The sequence below is a fragment of the Rhodoplanes sp. SY1 genome (genome assembly GCF_046000175.1).
Taxonomy (GTDB): Bacteria; Pseudomonadota; Alphaproteobacteria; order Rhizobiales; family Xanthobacteraceae; genus Rhodoplanes.
This window is the reverse complement of record NZ_JBEOMB010000064.1, coordinates 14,742-30,981: the sequence shown is the minus strand read 5'-3', so window position 1 is coordinate 30,981 and position 16,240 is coordinate 14,742. Positions and strand designations below refer to the sequence as shown.

The following is a 16,240-nucleotide window of genomic DNA, read 5'->3' as shown; positions in this document are numbered from 1 at the left end:
CCCCATCCCGATAAGCCCCCCCGAACCGGGAGATCCGCCGTGGCCAGAAACCCCGACCGCCGGACCGTCGTCGGCACGCTCGCCGCACTCGCCGCCGGCCTTTCCACGAGAGACAGCGTGACCGCTCAACCCGCCTCACCCCCAGACCTCGTCCTGTTCAACGGCAAGATCACGACGCTCGACCGCGCCACGCCGGAGGCGTCGGCGGTCGCGATCCGGGACGGCCGCTTCGTCGCGGTCGGCAGCGATCGCGACGTGATCGCGCTCGCCGGTCCGCAGACGCGCCGCATCGACCTGCGCGGCCGCCGGGCGATCCCGGGCCTGATCGACAGCCACATGCACATCATCCGCGGCGGCCTGAACTACAACATGGAGCTGCGCTGGGACGGCGTGCGCTCGCTCGCGCAGGCGATGCGGATGCTGAAGGATCAGGTCGACCGCACGCCGGCGCCGCAATGGGTGCGGGTCGTCGGCGGCTTCACCGAGCATCAGTTCGCCGAGAAGCGGCTCCCCACCTTGGAGGAGATCAACGCCGTCGCGCCCGACACGCCGGTGTTCATCCTGCATCTCTACGACCGCGCGCTCCTCAACGGCGCCGCGCTGCGCGCCGTCGGCTACACCAAGGACACGCCGGCGCCGCCCGGCGGCGAGATCGTCCGCGACGGCAACGGCAACCCGACCGGCCTCCTGGTCGCCAAGCCCAACGCGACGATCCTCTACGCGACCCTCGCCAAGGGGCCGAAGCTGCCGCCCGAGTATCAGAAGAACTCGTCGCGGCACTTCATGCGCGAGGTGAACCGGCTCGGCGTGACGAGCGTGATCGACGCCGGCGGTGGCTTCCAGAACTACCCGGAGGACTATTCGATCGTCGAGGAGCTGCATCGCGAGGGCCAGCTCACCGTGCGCATCGCCTACAATCTGTTCACCCAGAAGCCGAAGGAGGAGCTGAAGGACTTCTCCACCTGGGCCGGCCAGGTGAAGCCCGGGCAGGGCGACGACATTTATCGGGCGAACGGCGCCGGCGAAATGCTGGTCTACTCGGCCGCCGACTTCGAGGATTTCCGGGTCGAGCGCCCCGAGATGCCCCCCAACATGGAAACCGACCTCGAGCCGGTGATCCGCCTGCTCGCCGAGAAGCGCTGGCCGTGGCGCCTGCACGCCACCTACAACGAGACGATCTCGCGCGCCCTCGACGTGTTCGAGAAGGTGAACCGCGACATTCCCTTCGACGGGCTGCACTGGTTCTTCGATCACGCCGAGACGATCGACGACCGCAACATCGATCGCATCGCGGCGCTCGGCAGCGGCATCGCGGTCCAGCACCGCATGGCCTATCAGGGCGAGGACTTCGTCGCCCGCTACGGCGAGCGCGCCGCCGAGCGTACGCCGCCGGTGCGGCGCATGCTGGCCGCCGGCCTGCCGGTCGGCGCCGGCACCGACGCGACCCGCGTCGCCTCCTACAATCCGTGGGTCTCGCTCTCCTGGCTCGTGACCGGGAAGACGCTCGGCGGGCTCGCGCTCTATCCGGCCGCCAACCGGCTCGATCGCGAGACGGCGCTGCGGCTGTGGACCGAGACCAACACCTGGTTCTCGACCGAGCCCGGCAAGAAGGGGCAGGTGAAGGCCGGCCAGCTCGCCGATCTCGCCGTGCTGTCGGACGACTTCTTCTCGGTCCCGGAGGATACGATCCAGGATATCACCGCGGTGCTGACGTTGCTCGGCGGCACGCCCGTGCACGGCGACAAGGAGTTTTCCGACCTCGCCCCGCCGTTGCCTCCCGCCATGCCGGACTGGTCGCCGGTGCGCCGCTTCGGCGGTTATCAGATGCGCGCCGAGGCCGGCGGGTCGCGCCAGGCCTTCGTCGCCGAAAGCGTCACGGCGGCGGCCGCGGCAGCCTGCGGCTGCGCCACCGGGTGCGGCGTGCACGGCCACGCGCACGCCTCGGCCTGGGGCGCCGGCGTGCCGGTGTCGGACTCGCGCGCCTTCTGGGGCGCACTCGGCTGCTCGTGCTGGGCGTTCTGAGAGCGGCTCCGCCGACGTCGCCCCACACTCCGCTCATCCCCGCGAAAGCGGGGATCCAGGGCGTCACGACCTGTGGCCCTGGGTCCCCGCCTTCGCGGGGACGAGCGGATCGCGCGGCCAATCCATCAAGACACTAACTGCTCCTGAGGAGCTGCCATGAGCGATCTCGCACTGCCCGCTCCCGTCGCCCGTCTGCTCGGGCTTCCCGGGCTCGATTATCTGCTCCGGCTGGCGCTCGCCTCGCCGTTCCTGATCAGCGGCGTCGTCAAGCTCCTCGACTTTTCGGGCGCCACCGCCGAGGTGGCGGAGCTCGGCGTGCAGCCGGCCGTTCCGGTCGCGGCGCTCGTCGTCGCCACCCAGCTCGTCGGCTCGGTGCTGTTTCTCACCCGGCGCTGGTGCTGGCTCGGCGCCGGGCTGCTCGCCGGCTTCACCGTGGTGGCGACGCTGCTCGCCCATGCGTTCTGGCTCGTCGACGGACCGGAGCGCGGCCGGCAAACCGCGACGTTCTTCGAGCATGTCGCGATCGTCGGTGGCCTTCTCGGAGCCGCCGTGTTCGCTGGACGCGACGGCGTGCGCCGATGACGGCGACCCCGGACCACGCCGCCGCCGCGCCCGCCGTGCCGAACAGCGGCGGCGCTTTCGCGCCGCTGCGCCATCGGCTGTTCGCGGTGATCTGGGCCGCCACCGTGCTCGGCAATGTCGGCACCTTCATGCGCGACGTGGCGAGCGCCTGGCTGGTCACAGAGATCAGCCCGACGCCGGCCGCCGTTGCGCTGATCCAGGCCGCCGCGTCGCTGCCGATCTTCCTGTTCGCGATTCCCGCCGGCGTCCTCTCCGACATCCTCGATCGCCGAAAGTTCCTGATCGCCGTGCAGGTGATGCTCGGCACGGTCAGCGCCGTCCTGGCCGGCCTCGCCGCGACCGGCACCGTGTCGGTGACGGGCCTGGCGCTTCTCACGTTCCTGGGCGGCACCGGGGCGGCGCTGGCGATGCCGACCTGGCAGGCGATCGTGCCCGAGCTCGTCCCGCGGGCGGATCTGAAGGGCGCCGTTGCGCTCGGCTCGCTCGGCTTCAACATCGCACGCGCGGTCGGCCCGGCGCTCGGCGGCGTCGCGCTCGGCGCCTTCGGGGCCGCCGTGACCTACGGGCTCGACGTCGCGAGCTACTTTCTGGTCATCGGCGCGCTGATCTGGTGGCGGCGCGACGCGGCGGCCGACGACGAGCTGCGCGAGCATTTCGGCGGGGCGCTGCGGGCCGGCCTGCGCTATGCGCGGGCGAGCCGCGACATGCACCGCCTGCTGTGGCGCGCCGTGCTGTTCTTCGTCTTCGCCAGCGCCGTGTGGGCGCTGCTGCCGCTGGTCGCCCGCCAGGAGCTCGGCGGCAGCCCCGGCTTCTACGGGCTGATGCTGGGCAGCGTCGGCGCCGGCGCGATCCTCGGCGCCCTGCTGCTGCCGCGGCTGCGCGCCGCCGTCGGCCAGGACCGCCTGGTGCTCGGCGCCGCGCTCGTCACCGCGGCATCGACCATCCTGCTCGCGCCGGCGCAGGCCCCGTGGCACGGCATCGTGATCATGGTGATCCTCGGGGCCGCCTGGATCGCCATCCTGACGACTCTCAACGCGACCATGCAGGCAATCCTGCCGAACTGGACGCGCGGCCGCGGGCTCGCGATCTATCTCACGGTGTTCAACGGTGCGATGGCGGCCGGCAGCCTCGGTTGGGGCGGCGTCGCCCAGGCGGTCGGCATCGACGCCGCGCTGGTGACGGCCGGCCTCGGGCTCACCGCGGCCTCGGCGCTCGCTTTCCGAGCGCGACTGCCCAGCGGCGAGGCGGATCTGATGCCGTCGATGCACTGGCCCGAGCCGATCGTCGCCGATCTGGTGCCGGACGACCGCGGTCCCGTGCTGATCACGATCACGTATCGGGTCGCGCCGGAGGATCGCGCGGCCTTCGCCGCCGTGCTCGATCGGTTGTCGGCGGCGCGGCGCCGCGACGGCGCCTATGCCTGGGGGCTCACCGAGGACGCGGCCGATCCGGAGCGGCTGGTCGAGTGGTTCTTCGTCGAGTCCTGGGCCGAGCACAGGCGCCAGCATCGCCGCGTGTCGCGGGTCGATGCCGACCTGCAGGCCGAGGCGGTGGCGTTGCACCGGGGGGCGGAGCCGCCGGCCGTGCAGCACTATCTGTCGGTTGATCCGCGCGCGGCGGCATGGCCCCGGCCACCGGATCCGTCGTGATCCCAGGAACGGCGCGGCGTCGGGTCAGATGATCACGGTCGGCGCAGGCGTGGTGCGATCGACGAAGCGGACGACGGCCGAGGCGGTCTTGGCGCATCCGCGGGCCGACGGCGTGCCCGCGAGGTCGAAATCGTCCTCGCCCGGACAGACCAGCCGGAGATCGATCAGCGCGAGCCCGCGGGCGAGCGCGATCCGGACGATCGCGTTGTCGAGAAGGTCGATCCCGACGCCCGCCGCGCGGGCGAACCGATCCTCGCGCGCCGACGGCCGCCACATCGTGCACAGCGCCACGGGCCGATGGGTCGCCTTCAGCGCGTCGGCCACGGCGGCGTAGCGGCCGGCGAAGCGGTCGCGGGCCGCGGCGAGGCGATCGAGCGAGTCGCCCACCGTCGCGACGGGGTCCGTCACCCCCGCCAGCGCCGCGATCGCGTCGGCGCCGCCGATGCTGACGACGAGATGGGTCACGTCCGCCGGCAGGCGGGTGAGCTGGGCCGGGAGATCGTCGATCGCGGCGCCGTCACGCGCCAGGCTGGAGGCGGCCGCACCGGCGGGCAGGACGCGACGGAGCGCCGCGAGCACGCCGCCGCTCGATCCGACATCGGCGCCCGGGTCGAAGACCGTGTCGCCCAGCAGCACCACATGCATCGGCCGTCCCCGCGTCCTGGCCGCGAGACGTCCGCCGCACCGCGCCCATGCCGTCGTCCATAGAACGCGCCGGCGCGAAAGTCGAAGCCGCGCACGGGGGGGGGAGACGCCGCCAGGGCCGGAGCCCGGGCGCGACGTCTCCCGCCGGCGTCGTGGACGCCTTACGCCGGCTGCGGCTGCAGGACCGGGTAGTCGGTGTAGCCCTTCGCGCCGCCACCGTAGAACGTCGTCTGATCCGGCGGGTTCAGGGGCGCGCCGCGGCGCAGGCGCTCGACCAGATCCGGATTGGCGATGTAGGCCTTGCCGAAGGCGACGAGATCCGCCCGGCCTTCTGCGAGGGCCGCCTCGGCGAGTGCGGGCGTGTAGCCGTTGTTCGCGACATAGGCGCCCTTGAAGGCGCGGCGCAGCGCCGTCCAGTCGAACGGCGCGTTGTCGCGCGGCCCGCCGGTCGCTCCCTCGATGACGTGCAGGAAGGCCGGGGCGAGCGTGTTCATGCGGGCGACCAGATGGCCGAACAGGGCGGCCGGATCGCTGTCGACGATATCGTTGGCCGGCGACACCGGCGAGATGCGGATGCCGGTGCGCTCGCGGCCGATCTCGTCGATGACGGCGGCGAGCACCTCGAGCGTCAGCCGCACGCGGTTCTCCAGCGATCCGCCGTACTCGTCGCTGCGCTGGTTGGTGCCATCGCGCAGGAACTGGTCGAGCAGGTAGCCGTTCGCGGCGTGCACCTCGACGCCGTCGAAGCCGGCCGCAATCGCGTTGGCGGCGGCCTGGCGATACGCCGCGACGATGCCGGGCAGCTCCTCGGTGCGCAGCGCCCGCGGCGTCGAGGTCTCGACGAACTGGCCGCCGACCCACGTCTTCGTCTTCGCAGCGATGGCCGACGGCGCGACCGGCGCGCGGCCGCCCGGCTGCAGCGACACGTGCGAGACGCGCCCGACATGCCAGAGCTGGATGACGATGCGGCCGCCCTTTGCATGCACGGCGTCCGTGACGGTGCGCCAGCCGGCGATCTGCTCCTTCGAATGGATGCCGGGCGTCGCCTCGTAGCCCTGGCCCTCCGGCATGATCTGGCTCGCCTCGGTGATCAGCAGGCCGGCCGAGGCACGCTGCGCGTAATAGGTCGCGGCGAGCGGGCCCGGCACGTTGCCGGCAACGGCGCGGTTGCGCGTCAGCGGCGCCATGACGATGCGGTTGGGAAGCTTCATCCCGCCGAGCCGGAACGGCTCGAACAACTTGCCCGAGGATGCGGGAGTGGCCATCGTGATGTCCTTCGTTGATCGCGTCTTACGTTGATCGCGTGTGGATTGCATGCGAGGAGACGCACCGCGCGGGGCGCGCGGCGGGCACGGGGTCGGAACCGCCGGCGTTGCGGCGTCCGCGGTTGAGTTGGGTGCGCTGCACCCCGTCGTCAATGGCGCCCGCCTCGGCGCATCGGAGCACCTGCCATGCAGCCGATCACGGATCCGCGAGACGGCGACGCCGAGGACGACGCCTCCAGCACCAAGCAGCGCTCGCTCCTGTCGCTCGCCGGCAGTCTTCTGGCCGAGATCAGCCTGCCGAAGCTCGTGGTCGCGTGGGTGTGGCTGATCGGCGTGCCGGCGCTCTTGCTCGGCGTCGCGCCGCTGCTCGCCTCGGTCTGGCTGTCGACGGTTTCGACCAAAGTCGCATACGCCGTCTCCGGCGTGTGGTCGGCGCTGGTGCTCGCCGCCGTGCTGGCGCTCGGCTGGTATGGCGGACGCCGGCTCGTCCGCATCGCCGAGGGCAGCTTCTGGGCGCTGACGTCGCTCGCCGTGCAGCCGATCTATGCGCTCGCCCGCGAGGGGCTGCGTCATCTCGCCGAGGCCGTGCTGGCGAAAGGCGCCGGACAGGCGCGCCGGGCGCGGCTGCGGGCTGCGACCGCGGCCGTCGCCGGCCTCGCGGTCGCGGTGCCGGCCGTGCTGCTCGTCGTCTGGCTGTGGCCGTCGACCCGCTGGAGCGGCAGCATGGCGGATCTCGCCGCGCCGCTGCGCCTCGCCGCCGCCGGTGCCGCCAACGCGGCCGTGCTGATCGTCGGCTACTTCGCGGCCGCCGCGGCCGTGTGGGGCATCGCCGACGCCACCATGGACCAGCCGCGCACGCGCCGCTTCTCGGTGAAGGCGGGCGAGGCTGGGCCGGACGAGGCGTCACCGGACGCGACACCTCGACCGGTGGCTCGGCGCTGGCGGGTCGCGCATCTCTCCGACATTCACATCGTCGGCGAGCGGTGGGGCTTTCGGATCGAATGCGGCCGCGCCGGACCGCGCGGCAACGGCCGGCTGCATCGCGTGCTCGCCCGGCTCGCCGAGATCCATGCGAGCGAGCCGCTCGACCTCGTGCTGATCACGGGCGACGTGACGGACGCGGGCCGCTCGGCCGAATGGGCCGAGTTCTTCGACGCGCTGACACCTTATCCCGATCTCGCCGCGCGGCTCCTGATCCAGCCCGGCAATCACGACGTCAACGTCGTCGATCGTGCCAACCCGGCCCGGCTCGACCTGCCGTTCAGCCCGATCAAGCGGCTCCGCCAGGTGCGCACGCTCTCCGCCATCGCGGCCGTCCAGGGGAGCCGTGTCAACGTCGTCGATCTCCAGGCGCGAAAGATCGGGCCGACCTTGGACACCGCGCTGGCGCCGCATCGAAAGATGCTCGCGAGCTTCGCCGATCGGGCGGCGCTGCGCGACGTGCCGGCCGTCGCCGACGTGTGGGCGCAGTCGTTCCCGCTGGTGCTGCCGCCCGAGACTCCGGACGGCCTCGGCGTCGTGTTGCTCGACTCCAACGCCGACACGCATTTCTCCTTCACCAACGCGCTCGGCCTCGTCACGGCCGAGCAGATGCGCGGCGTGGAGATCGCGATCGAGGCGCATCCGGCGGCGTGCTGGCTCGTCGCCCTGCATCATCACGTGGTCGAGTATCCGATGCCGGCCAAGGAGCTGTCCGAGCGGATCGGCACCGCGCTGGTCAACGGCACCTGGTTCGTCCGCCGCCTCCAGAAACTGGTGCCCGACGCCGTGGTGATGCACGGCCATCGTCACGTCGACTGGATCGGGACTTGCGGGGATCTCACCATCGTCTCGGCGCCGTCGCCCGTGATGGGCGCGACCAACGACCGCGACACCGCCTTCTACATCCACACCCTGGCGCGCGACGCGGAGGGCCGGCTGCATCTGCTCGCGCCGGACCGGATCGTGATTCCGGGCGAGGCGGAGGGGTGACGTAATCCTCGTGCGTCGACCGTCCGCTCGTCCCCGCGAAGGCGGGGACCCAGGGGCCACACGGAAGAGACGCTCCTGGATTCCCGCTTGCCCGGGAATGAGCGGAGCGTGTGGCGGCGCCTTCTGTCGGACATGATCAGGACGGTGTCTTCTCCTCCGCCGTCTCGTCCGGCTCGCCGGCCAGCAGCGTCGCGACCCAGCGGCTCGCCGGATACTGCTCGCACACGGTGAGGATCGCGATGACGATCGGCACGCCCATGAAGGCGCCGGCGATGCCCCACAGGAAGCTCCACAGGAACACGGCGAGCAGCACCACGAAGGGCGACAGCGACAGCCGGCTGCCGGCGACCCGCGGCTCCAGATAGCTGCCGACCACGAACTGGATCAGGTTGAGGGCGGCGAAGACGACCAGCATCGTCTCCCACGACTGGAAATGCGCCAGCGCGAACAGGGTCGGCGCGAGCGTGGCGACGAACGGCCCGATGAACGGAATGTAGTTGAGCGCGAAGGCGATGACGCCCCATTCGGCATAGAGCGGGAGGCCGATGGCGAATGCGAAGCCGGCGACCAGAGCGCCCGTGATCACGCTCATCACGGTGCGCACCAGCATGTAGGTCTGCAGCTTGGCGGCGGTCGCGGCGCCGGCCCGCACCAGCCGCTCGGCGCCGATCGCGACGAGCTTTTTCGCCGTGTCTTCGACCTCGAGCAGACCCAGAATCAGGAACACCAGCGCGACCACGGAAAAGCTCGCGACGCTCTGCAGGCGCGACGCGACGGTCTGGATCGCGCCCACCATCCAGCTCGGGCTGAGCATGTCCGAGAACACGCCCGTGACGGCGAAGCCGTGACCCTCCAGCCAGACGGTCGCCTCCTGATACATCGCCTGGAACCGCGCCGTGTCGGCGATCAGCCAGCGGGCGGCGCGGCCGAAGCCCCAGCCGATCATGGTGGCGAGCCCGGTCAGCACCACGGCGACGGCGACGACCGTGATCAGCAGCGCGACGAGGCGCGGCAGCCGCGTCTGCAGCGTCGCCTGCACGGGCCAGGCGACCGCGACGACGAAGATGCCGAACGCCACGGGCGCCAGGATCACGCGGCCGTAATAGAGCGCGATGCACACCAGCACGATGGTGCACACGGCCAGCAGGGTCAGGTGTCCGCGGTTCGGCGTCATGTCGCTTCCGGAAGCTGGATCGTCGTCATTCCGGGTTCGGCGCTGCGCGCCGCCCCGGAATGACGCGTTCTCGTCGTCGCGCACGTCACGCGAGGATACGATGTGCCGTCTGTCGCTGCCCAGCGCCCGGTCCCGCCGATCACGCGCTGATCGCGTCGGGCGCCTCGACCGCCTTGCGCCAGTGGCAGTCGGCGAAGCAGCAGCCGACGATGCCGTCCTGGAGGCGGCCGCCGATGCGGGCGAGGCGCCCGGAGAGGCCGGCGACGACCAGCGGCTTGCCGATCGGGTAGCAGGTGTTGAGCCCGAGCCCCCAGGCGAAGTCGGCGGCGGCGAAGCGGTGCGCGCGGTTGCCGGTGCCGATCAGCAGCACCGGCGCCGTGTAGCAGAGATTCGCCAGCGTGCGCAGGAAGCCGGCCACGGGTGCGCCGTCGACCGAGAGGTCGGTGATGATGCAGTCGAAGTTCTCGGTGCCGAGCAACGTCTCGGCGTCGGTGAAGCGGGCGGCCGCCACGGCGGCCCAGCCGGTGCGGTCGGCGATGGCGCAGACGGTCCGGCACACCGCCGGGTCGTCGTCGATCACCAGCAGGCCGCGTTTCCAGGTCTGGCCGCAAGGCTCTGGCCGCAGCGGGGTCGCGCGGGTCGGCACCACCGTCTCCTGTCTGGCTCGGGTCGACGTTCGTCCGGCGGAGGCAGCGCGCAACCGCCGCCTCGGCGGCCGGACGGTCGTCGCGGGTGCGATCGACCGCGTCGGAGCGTGACTCTTGCACACAGCTCGCTGAAAAGCCGTTAACGGCTAGCCCATGAAACGGGGGATTGCCTATTGCGAACGCACCGTCCGCGGGCAACGGCTGCCGTCGCCCAGCCGAAACCGCGGGGCAGATCCGCCGGCCGCGCCGCTTCCGCGTCGTTCCGGCCGCCCTGTAAGAGGGGGGAACCGAAAGCAAAACAAGAGGAAAACGCCATGGCTCGACTGCAGGGGAAGGTCGCCGTCGTCACCGGAGCGGGCGCCGGCATCGGGGCCGCGATCTGCCGCGCCTTCGCGGCCGAGGGCGCCGCCGTCGTCGCCGTCGACATCGCTGCCGGACCGCTCGACGGACTTGTCGCCGAGGTGAGCGGAGCCGGGGGCCGCATCGTGGGGCTCGCCGCCGACGTCGCCGAGGAGGCGACCGCCGAGGCCGCAGTGGCGCGCGCCGTGGCGGAGTTCGGCGGGCTCCACGTATTGGTGTCGAACGCCGTGCTCGACCTGCCGCTGGCGCCGCTCACCACCCTGTCGCTCGCCGACTGGCGGCGCACCTTCGCGGTCAATCTCGACGCCTCGTTCCTGTTGTCGAAGCACGCGATCCCGGTGATGGAGCGCGGCGGCGGCGGCAGCATCGTGCTGGTCGCCTCGCAGCAGGCGCGCGTCGCCCGGCCGGGCCGGCCCTGGTACTGCGCCGCCAAGGGCGCGCTGGTGCAGCTCGCCAAGGCCATGGCGGTCGACCACGCGGACCAGAACATCCGGGTCAACACGCTGTCGCCCGGGCCGATCGAGACCGGCCGCTACCTGAAGAACTTCGCGACCCGGGAGGCGGCCCGCGCCAGCCACCACACGCTGCTCGGCCGGCTCGGCCGGCCCGACGAGATCGCCGGTGGCGCCGTGTTCCTGGCGAGCGACGAATCCTCGTTCATGACCGGTTCCGACCTCCTGATCGACGGCGGCTACACGGCCGTGTGACGAAAAGCGCCTCCTTTCACCTCTCCCCGCGTGCGGGGAGAGGTCGGCCCTCGCGCGACAGCACGAGGGTCGGGTGAGGGGGCGTCGCCGCGAGTCTCTGCCGTGTCGATAGGCCCCTCGTCCGGCTCGCCGCTGCGCGACGAGCCGGACGCACCGCGCGCGGGGAGCAAGGATGGCGGCCGTCCCCCTCGGGGGCCCCCCGGCCAGGGGGGTTGCGGAATCGTGCCGGCCTCCGGCATACCCCGGACCCCGGCGCCGCGGCCTCCGCCCGCGCCGGCCGAGGGTCGGGAGGTCCGAGTGAGCGCAACCAACGTGAGCGCAACCATCAATCGCCGCATCGCCGAGGAGCTGGAGGTGCGCGAGCCGCAGGTCGCGGCGGCCGTCGAGCTGCTCGACGGGGGCGCGACGGTGCCGTTCATCGCCCGCTATCGCAAGGAGGTGACCGGCGCGCTCGATGACTCCCAGCTTCGGACGCTCGAGGAGCGGCTGCGTTACCTGCGCGAGCTGGAGGAGCGCCGCACCGCGATCCTCGAGTCGATCAAGTCGCAGGGCAAGCTCGACGACGCGCTCGAGGCGCAGATCATGGCGGCCGACTCGAAGGCGCGGCTCGAGGACATCTACCTGCCGTTCAAGCCGAAGCGCCGCACCAAGGCGGAGATCGCCCGCGAGGCCGGCCTGGCGCCGCTCGCCGAGCAGCTCCTCGCCGATCCGACCAACGACCCGCAGGCGCTCGCCGCCACCTTCGTGAACCCGGACAAGAACGTCGCCGACGCGGCGGCGGCGCTCGACGGCGCCCGCGCCATTCTCGTGGAGCGCTTCGCCGAGGATGCGGATCTGATCGGCAAGCTGCGCGAGGCGCTGTGGTCGACCGGCAGGCTGGTCTCCAAGGTGCGCGACGGCAAGGCCGAGGCGGGCGCCAAGTTCTCCGACTATTTCGACTTCTCCGAGCCGCTGACCAAGCTGCCGTCACACCGCATCCTCGCGATGTTCCGCGGCGAGCGCGAGGAGATGCTCGACGTGCGCATCGAGGGCGAGGACGCGGGAACGGGCCCGACCTCTTACGAGCTCTCGATCATGCACCGCTTCGCCATCGCGGACCGCGGCCGGCCGGCCGACAAGTGGCTCGTCGACACGGCGCGCTGGGCGTGGCGCACCAAGATCTTCGTGCATCTCACCATCGACCTGCGGCTGCGCCTGTGGACGGCGGCCGAGGAGGAGGCGGTGCGGGTGTTCGCCGCCAACCTGCGCGACCTCCTGCTCGCCGCCCCGGCCGGCACCCGCGCCACCATGGGGCTCGATCCGGGCTACCGCACCGGCGTCAAGGTCGCCGTGGTCGACGCCACCGGCAAGGTGGTAGCGACCGACGCGATCTTCCCGCACGAGCCACAGCGGCGCTGGGACGCCTCGATCGCGACGCTGGCGGCCCTCGCCCGTGCCCACAAGGTCGAGCTGATCGCCATCGGCAACGGCACGGCGTCGCGCGAGACCGACAAGCTCGCGGTCGAATTGATCAAAAAGCACCCCGAGCTGAAGCTGTCCAAGATCGTCGTGTCGGAGGCGGGCGCCTCGGTCTACTCGGCCTCGGCCTTCGCGTCGGAGGAGCTGCCCGGGCTCGACGTGACGCTGCGCGGCGCCGTGTCGATCGCGCGCCGGCTGCAGGATCCGCTCGCCGAGCTGGTCAAGATCGATCCGAAGTCGATCGGCGTCGGCCAGTATCAGCACGATCTCTCCGAGTCGAAGCTGTCCCGCTCGCTCGACGCCGTCGTCGAGGACTGCGTGAACGCCGTCGGCGTCGACGTGAACACGGCCTCGGCGCCGCTGCTCGCCCGCGTGTCGGGCATCGGCTCGGGCCTTGCCCAGAACATCGTGCTGCACCGCGACTCCAACGGCCCGTTCAAGAGCCGCAAGGCGCTGAAGGAGGTGCCGCGGCTGGGGCCGAAGGCGTTCGAGCAGTGCGCCGGCTTCCTGCGTATCCGCAACGGTGAGGATCCGCTCGACGCCTCGGGCGTGCATCCCGAGGCCTACCCGGTGGTGCGACGAATCCTCCAGGCGACCAAGAGCGACATCAAGGCGTTGATCGGCAACAGCGCGACGCTGCGCGGCCTGCAGCCGAAGAGCTTCGTCGACGAGACCTTCGGCCTGCCGACCGTCACGGACATTCTGAAGGAGCTGGAGAAGCCGGGCCGTGACCCACGCCCCGCGTTCAAGACAGCCGAGTTCAAGGAGGGCGTCGAGACGCTCGACGACCTGAAGCCCGGCATGATCCTGGAAGGCGTCGTCACCAACGTCGCGGCGTTCGGCGCCTTCGTCGACATCGGTGTGCACCAGGACGGGCTCGTCCACGTCTCGGCGATGTCGAAGACCTTCGTGAAGGACCCGCGCGAGGTGGCGAAGCCCGGCGACATCGTGCGCGTGAAGGTGCTGGAGGTCGACAAGCCGAGGAAGCGCATCTCGCTCACCATGCGGCTCGACGATCAGCCCGGGCAGGAGCAGCGCTCCGGCGCCGGCCGGCCGGGCGGCGGCGGCGGCGGCGGCCAGCGCGACATGCGGGGCGGTGGCGGCAAGGGCGGGCCGCGCGTCAACGAGCGCGACACCGGCAACAACGCGCTCGCCGAGGCGCTGCGCCGCGCCGGCCTGGGCGGCGGCGGCACCGAGAAGGGCCGCCGCTGATTTACGTCCGGAGTGCGTAGCCCGCATGGAGCGCAGCGGAATGCGGGATCCCGAGGCGCGCGCGCGCCTCCCGCATTCCGCTGCGCTGCATGCGGGCTACGGCTGAGGCTCCGTCACGCCCTCGCGCCGCGGCTCGTCCACGGCCGCATCTTCTCCGGGATGCGCATGTCCTTCGGGATGGTGGCGTCGCGGGCGATGCCGCGGACCCGGTTCAGCGGATCGTGAAACCCGCGCCGGTGCTCGTAGCCGTAAGTGATGCGGCGGCGCGGCCGCTGGTCGCCGCCGGCCGCGAGCGCCGCGGCGATGTCGAGCGCCGTGACGCCGACGAGCGCCGCGAGCGCCATGCCGCGCGCGCCGCGGCGACGGCTCGAGCCGTCGTGGCCCGCCGCCAGCGTCGCGATGTCGAGCGCGTCCCCGGCGACGCGGCCCCACAGCCACGGCGCGGGCTGCGACGTCGTGAGCAGGCCGATTCCGGTGGCGATCTCGCGCGCCCCGTAGGCCTGCACCAGCCCTTCCTGACCCCGCAGGCCGATCCGCCGCGTGATGGCGCGCGGCGCCACGATCTCGGCGACGCCGAGCGCGATCGAGAACCAGCCGAGGCCGCGGGCGAGCGCGTGCGACGTCGGGGCGGCACTCCGGGTGCGATCCAGCATGGCGGCTCTCCTCACGGCTGCAGCACGACCTTGACGCAGCCGTCCTGCTTGTCGCGGAACGTCTTGTAGAGCTCCGGCCCGTCGGCGAGGGAGGCGCGGTGCGTGATCACGAAGCCGGGGTCGATCTGGCCCTCCTCGATCCGCTTCAGGAGGTCGTCGGTCCAGCGGTTGACGTGGGTCTGGCCGGTCCGGATCGTCAGGCCCTTGTTCATCGCCATGCCGAACGGGATCTTGTCGAGCACGCCGCCATAGACGCCCGGCACGGAGAGCACGCCGGCGGGCCGGCACACATACATCATCTCGCGCAGCACGTGCGGCCGGTCGGTCTCCAGCATCACGGCCTGCTTGGCGCGGTCGTACATGGAGTCGAGCGTGGCGGTCGCGTGCGCCTCGAGCCCGACCGCGTCGATGCACTTCTCCGGCCCCTTGCCGCCGGTGAGGTCGTTCAGCCGCTCGACGACGCTCTCGTTCTCGAAGTCGATCGTGATGGCGCCGCCGGCCTTCGCCATGGCGAGCCGGTCGAGAACGCGGTCGATGGCGATCACTTGGCGTGCGCCGAGCATCACGGCGCTCCTGATGCAGAACTGGCCGACCGGGCCGCAGCCCCAGATCGCCACCGTGTCGGTCGGCTCGATGTCGCACTGCACGACGGCCTGCCAGCCGGTCGGGAAGATGTCGCCGAGGAACAGCACCTGCTCGTCGGTGAGCGTGCTCGGCACCTTCACAGGCGCCACGTCGGCATAGGGCACGCGGACGTATTCGGCCTGGCCGCCCGGATAGCCGCCGGTGAGATGCGTGTAGCCGAACAGGCCCGCCGTGGTGTGGCCGAACACCTTGTCGGCGACCGACTTGTTGCGGTTCGAGCGCTCGCAGACCGAGAAGTAGCCGCGGCGACACTGCTCGCACTCGCCGCAACAGATCGTGAACGGAACGACGACGCGATCGCCGACCTTCAGCTTCTTGTTCTCGGAGCCGACCTCGACCACCTCGCCCATGAACTCGTGGCCCATGATGTCGCCGGATTCCATGCCGGGCATGAAGCCGTCGTAGAGATGCAGATCGGAGCCGCAGATCGCGCAGCTCGTCACCTTGATGATGGCGTCGCGCGGATGCTCGATCTTCGGATCCGGCACCTCGTCGCAGCGGATGTCCTGCTTGCCGTGCCAGCACAGAGCCTTCATGTCCGTCTCCCCGAGCGCGTGTTCCGCATGCCGCCGGCGGCGCCGGGGCGGTCCGTCGCAGCGCCCGCGCTGCAGACACGGTCGCCGCTGATGCGATCGTTCTCCGTCAACGTGTCGGTCGGGGCGGCGTTCCTGGTCGGGACACGACCAATGCGGGAAACCGCGCCCGCACGTCGGTCGTCCGACCCCGCGGGCCATGGCCGACGACGGAACAATCGGGCCGCCGGTGCCTTGATCCGGAGGAACTAGGCCCGAGCCGGACGACGAGCCGCGATGCCCCGCTACACGATCAGGATCAGCGACGAGGAGACGGCCTACGAGGCGTCCGACATCGTTCTGCCGGACCCGGAGACGGCGTCCGCGCTGGCGGTCAAGCTGGTCGCCGACCTGTTCTCGTCGGGGCCGCCCGGGTTCGCGGCGACGGGCTGGTCACGCTGCTCGATCCGGGTGGTCGCCGACGACGGCGAGCAGGTGTTCGCGGCGAGCGCCAGCGAGGCGGCGATGATCGAGCGGGATCTGGTCAGGACCGAGTCGGGCGCCCGGGCGAACGACTGAGGCGGGCCGCGAGGGGTCCGGCCGATGCATCCAGCCTCGAGGGGCCGCTGATGCATGCTGATGCATTATGTCCGGCGTCATGGCCCGGCGGTGCCTTGGAGCTGATCGACGTTCCGAACAAAAAAAGCACGAGCCGACTGATCCCGCGAACGGGAGCAG

At 71.5% G+C, this 16,240-nt stretch carries 13 protein-coding genes; 7 read left to right on the top strand and 6 right to left on the bottom strand.

Annotation, left to right across the window (positions count from 1 at the left end; translation table 11 throughout):
• Positions 1–39: 39 nt before the first annotated feature.
• From ABTU92_RS17575 to ABTU92_RS17565, 3 genes are all read left to right on the top strand, one after another.
• Positions 40–2,022 carry an amidohydrolase gene (locus ABTU92_RS17575; protein WP_408092888.1) on the top strand — a complete coding sequence of 661 codons (1,983 nt, stop codon included), beginning with the start codon at positions 40–42 and terminating at the stop codon, positions 2,020–2,022.
• Between the two features lie 156 nt (positions 2,023–2,178).
• A complete protein-coding gene (locus ABTU92_RS17570) occupies positions 2,179–2,604 on the top strand; it encodes a DoxX family protein (protein WP_408092886.1) in 426 nt (141 codons plus the stop codon).
• The gene (locus ABTU92_RS17565) at positions 2,601–4,253 is read left to right on the top strand and encodes an MFS transporter (protein ID WP_408092884.1); all 1,653 of its coding nucleotides are present in this window, start codon (positions 2,601–2,603) and stop codon (positions 4,251–4,253) included. The genes ABTU92_RS17570 and ABTU92_RS17565 overlap by 4 nt, the downstream gene beginning before the upstream one ends.
• 24 nt (positions 4,254–4,277) lie before the next feature.
• Here ABTU92_RS17565 and ABTU92_RS17560 read toward each other — a convergent pair whose 3' ends face one another.
• Together ABTU92_RS17560 and ABTU92_RS17555 are read right to left on the bottom strand one after the other, a co-directional pair.
• The gene (locus ABTU92_RS17560; RefSeq protein ID WP_408092882.1) at positions 4,278–4,898 is read right to left on the bottom strand and encodes an SGNH/GDSL hydrolase family protein; all 621 of its coding nucleotides are present in this window, start codon (positions 4,896–4,898) and stop codon (positions 4,278–4,280) included.
• Positions 4,899–5,059: 161 nt separating this feature from the next.
• The gene (locus tag ABTU92_RS17555; RefSeq protein WP_408092880.1) at positions 5,060–6,163 is read right to left on the bottom strand and encodes an alkene reductase; all 1,104 of its coding nucleotides are present in this window, start codon (positions 6,161–6,163) and stop codon (positions 5,060–5,062) included.
• A gap of 186 nt (positions 6,164–6,349) precedes the next feature.
• Here ABTU92_RS17555 and ABTU92_RS17550 point away from each other — a divergent pair, with 186 nt between their 5' ends.
• A complete protein-coding gene (locus ABTU92_RS17550; protein WP_408092878.1) occupies positions 6,350–8,134 on the top strand; it encodes a metallophosphoesterase family protein in 1,785 nt (594 codons plus the stop codon).
• 136 nt (positions 8,135–8,270) lie between these two features.
• Here the strand turns inward: ABTU92_RS17550 and ABTU92_RS17545 are convergent, their stop codons facing one another.
• Positions 8,271–9,308, bottom strand: coding sequence for an AI-2E family transporter (locus tag ABTU92_RS17545; RefSeq protein WP_408092876.1), 1,038 nt, complete (start codon positions 9,306–9,308; stop codon positions 8,271–8,273).
• A 139-nt stretch (positions 9,309–9,447) separates the two neighbouring features.
• Positions 9,448–9,954, bottom strand: coding sequence for a hypothetical protein (locus ABTU92_RS17540; RefSeq protein ID WP_408092874.1), 507 nt, complete (start codon positions 9,952–9,954; stop codon positions 9,448–9,450).
• Positions 9,955–10,269: 315 nt separating this feature from the next.
• On the opposite strand from ABTU92_RS17540, the gene ABTU92_RS17535 reads away from it, so the two are divergent.
• A complete protein-coding gene (locus ABTU92_RS17535; protein WP_408092872.1) occupies positions 10,270–11,022 on the top strand; it encodes an SDR family NAD(P)-dependent oxidoreductase in 753 nt (250 codons plus the stop codon).
• Between the two features lie 297 nt (positions 11,023–11,319).
• Positions 11,320–13,692: a Tex family protein gene (locus ABTU92_RS17530; protein WP_408092870.1), complete on the top strand. Its 2,373-nt coding sequence runs from the start codon at positions 11,320–11,322 to the stop codon at positions 13,690–13,692.
• A 113-nt stretch (positions 13,693–13,805) separates the two neighbouring features.
• Here the strand turns inward: ABTU92_RS17530 and ABTU92_RS17525 are convergent, their stop codons facing one another.
• Together ABTU92_RS17525 and ABTU92_RS17520 are read right to left on the bottom strand one after the other, a co-directional pair.
• Positions 13,806–14,345, bottom strand: a complete 540-nt coding sequence (locus ABTU92_RS17525; RefSeq protein WP_408092868.1) for a cyclase dehydrase — start codon at positions 14,343–14,345, stop codon at positions 13,806–13,808.
• 11 nt (positions 14,346–14,356) lie between these two features.
• Positions 14,357–15,526, bottom strand: a complete 1,170-nt coding sequence (locus tag ABTU92_RS17520) for a zinc-dependent alcohol dehydrogenase (RefSeq protein ID WP_408092866.1) — start codon at positions 15,524–15,526, stop codon at positions 14,357–14,359.
• Between the two features lie 273 nt (positions 15,527–15,799).
• Here ABTU92_RS17520 and ABTU92_RS17515 point away from each other — a divergent pair, with 273 nt between their 5' ends.
• Complete coding sequence (locus ABTU92_RS17515) at positions 15,800–16,081, top strand: DUF6894 family protein (RefSeq protein WP_408092864.1); 282 nt, start codon at positions 15,800–15,802, stop codon at positions 16,079–16,081.
• The last annotated feature ends 159 nt before the right edge of the window (positions 16,082–16,240 follow it).

Bases quoted from the DNA above. Each gene is read 5' to 3' on its own strand.
- ABTU92_RS17570 (WP_408092886.1), top strand. From the start codon at position 2,179: ATGAGCGATCTCGCACTGCCCGCTCCCGTCGCCCGTCTGCTCGGGCTT.
- ABTU92_RS17565 (WP_408092884.1), top strand. From the start codon at position 2,601: ATGACGGCGACCCCGGACCACGCCGCCGCCGCGCCCGCCGTGCCGAAC.
- ABTU92_RS17560 (WP_408092882.1), bottom strand. From the start codon at position 4,898: ATGCATGTGGTGCTGCTGGGCGACACGGTCTTCGACCCGGGCGCCGAT.
- ABTU92_RS17555 (WP_408092880.1), bottom strand. From the start codon at position 6,163: ATGGCCACTCCCGCATCCTCGGGCAAGTTGTTCGAGCCGTTCCGGCTC.
- ABTU92_RS17550 (WP_408092878.1), top strand. From the start codon at position 6,350: ATGCAGCCGATCACGGATCCGCGAGACGGCGACGCCGAGGACGACGCC.
- ABTU92_RS17545 (WP_408092876.1), bottom strand. From the start codon at position 9,308: ATGACGCCGAACCGCGGACACCTGACCCTGCTGGCCGTGTGCACCATC.
- ABTU92_RS17535 (WP_408092872.1), top strand. From the start codon at position 10,270: ATGGCTCGACTGCAGGGGAAGGTCGCCGTCGTCACCGGAGCGGGCGCC.
- ABTU92_RS17525 (WP_408092868.1), bottom strand. From the start codon at position 14,345: ATGCTGGATCGCACCCGGAGTGCCGCCCCGACGTCGCACGCGCTCGCC.
- ABTU92_RS17520 (WP_408092866.1), bottom strand. From the start codon at position 15,526: ATGAAGGCTCTGTGCTGGCACGGCAAGCAGGACATCCGCTGCGACGAG.
- ABTU92_RS17515 (WP_408092864.1), top strand. From the start codon at position 15,800: ATGCCCCGCTACACGATCAGGATCAGCGACGAGGAGACGGCCTACGAG.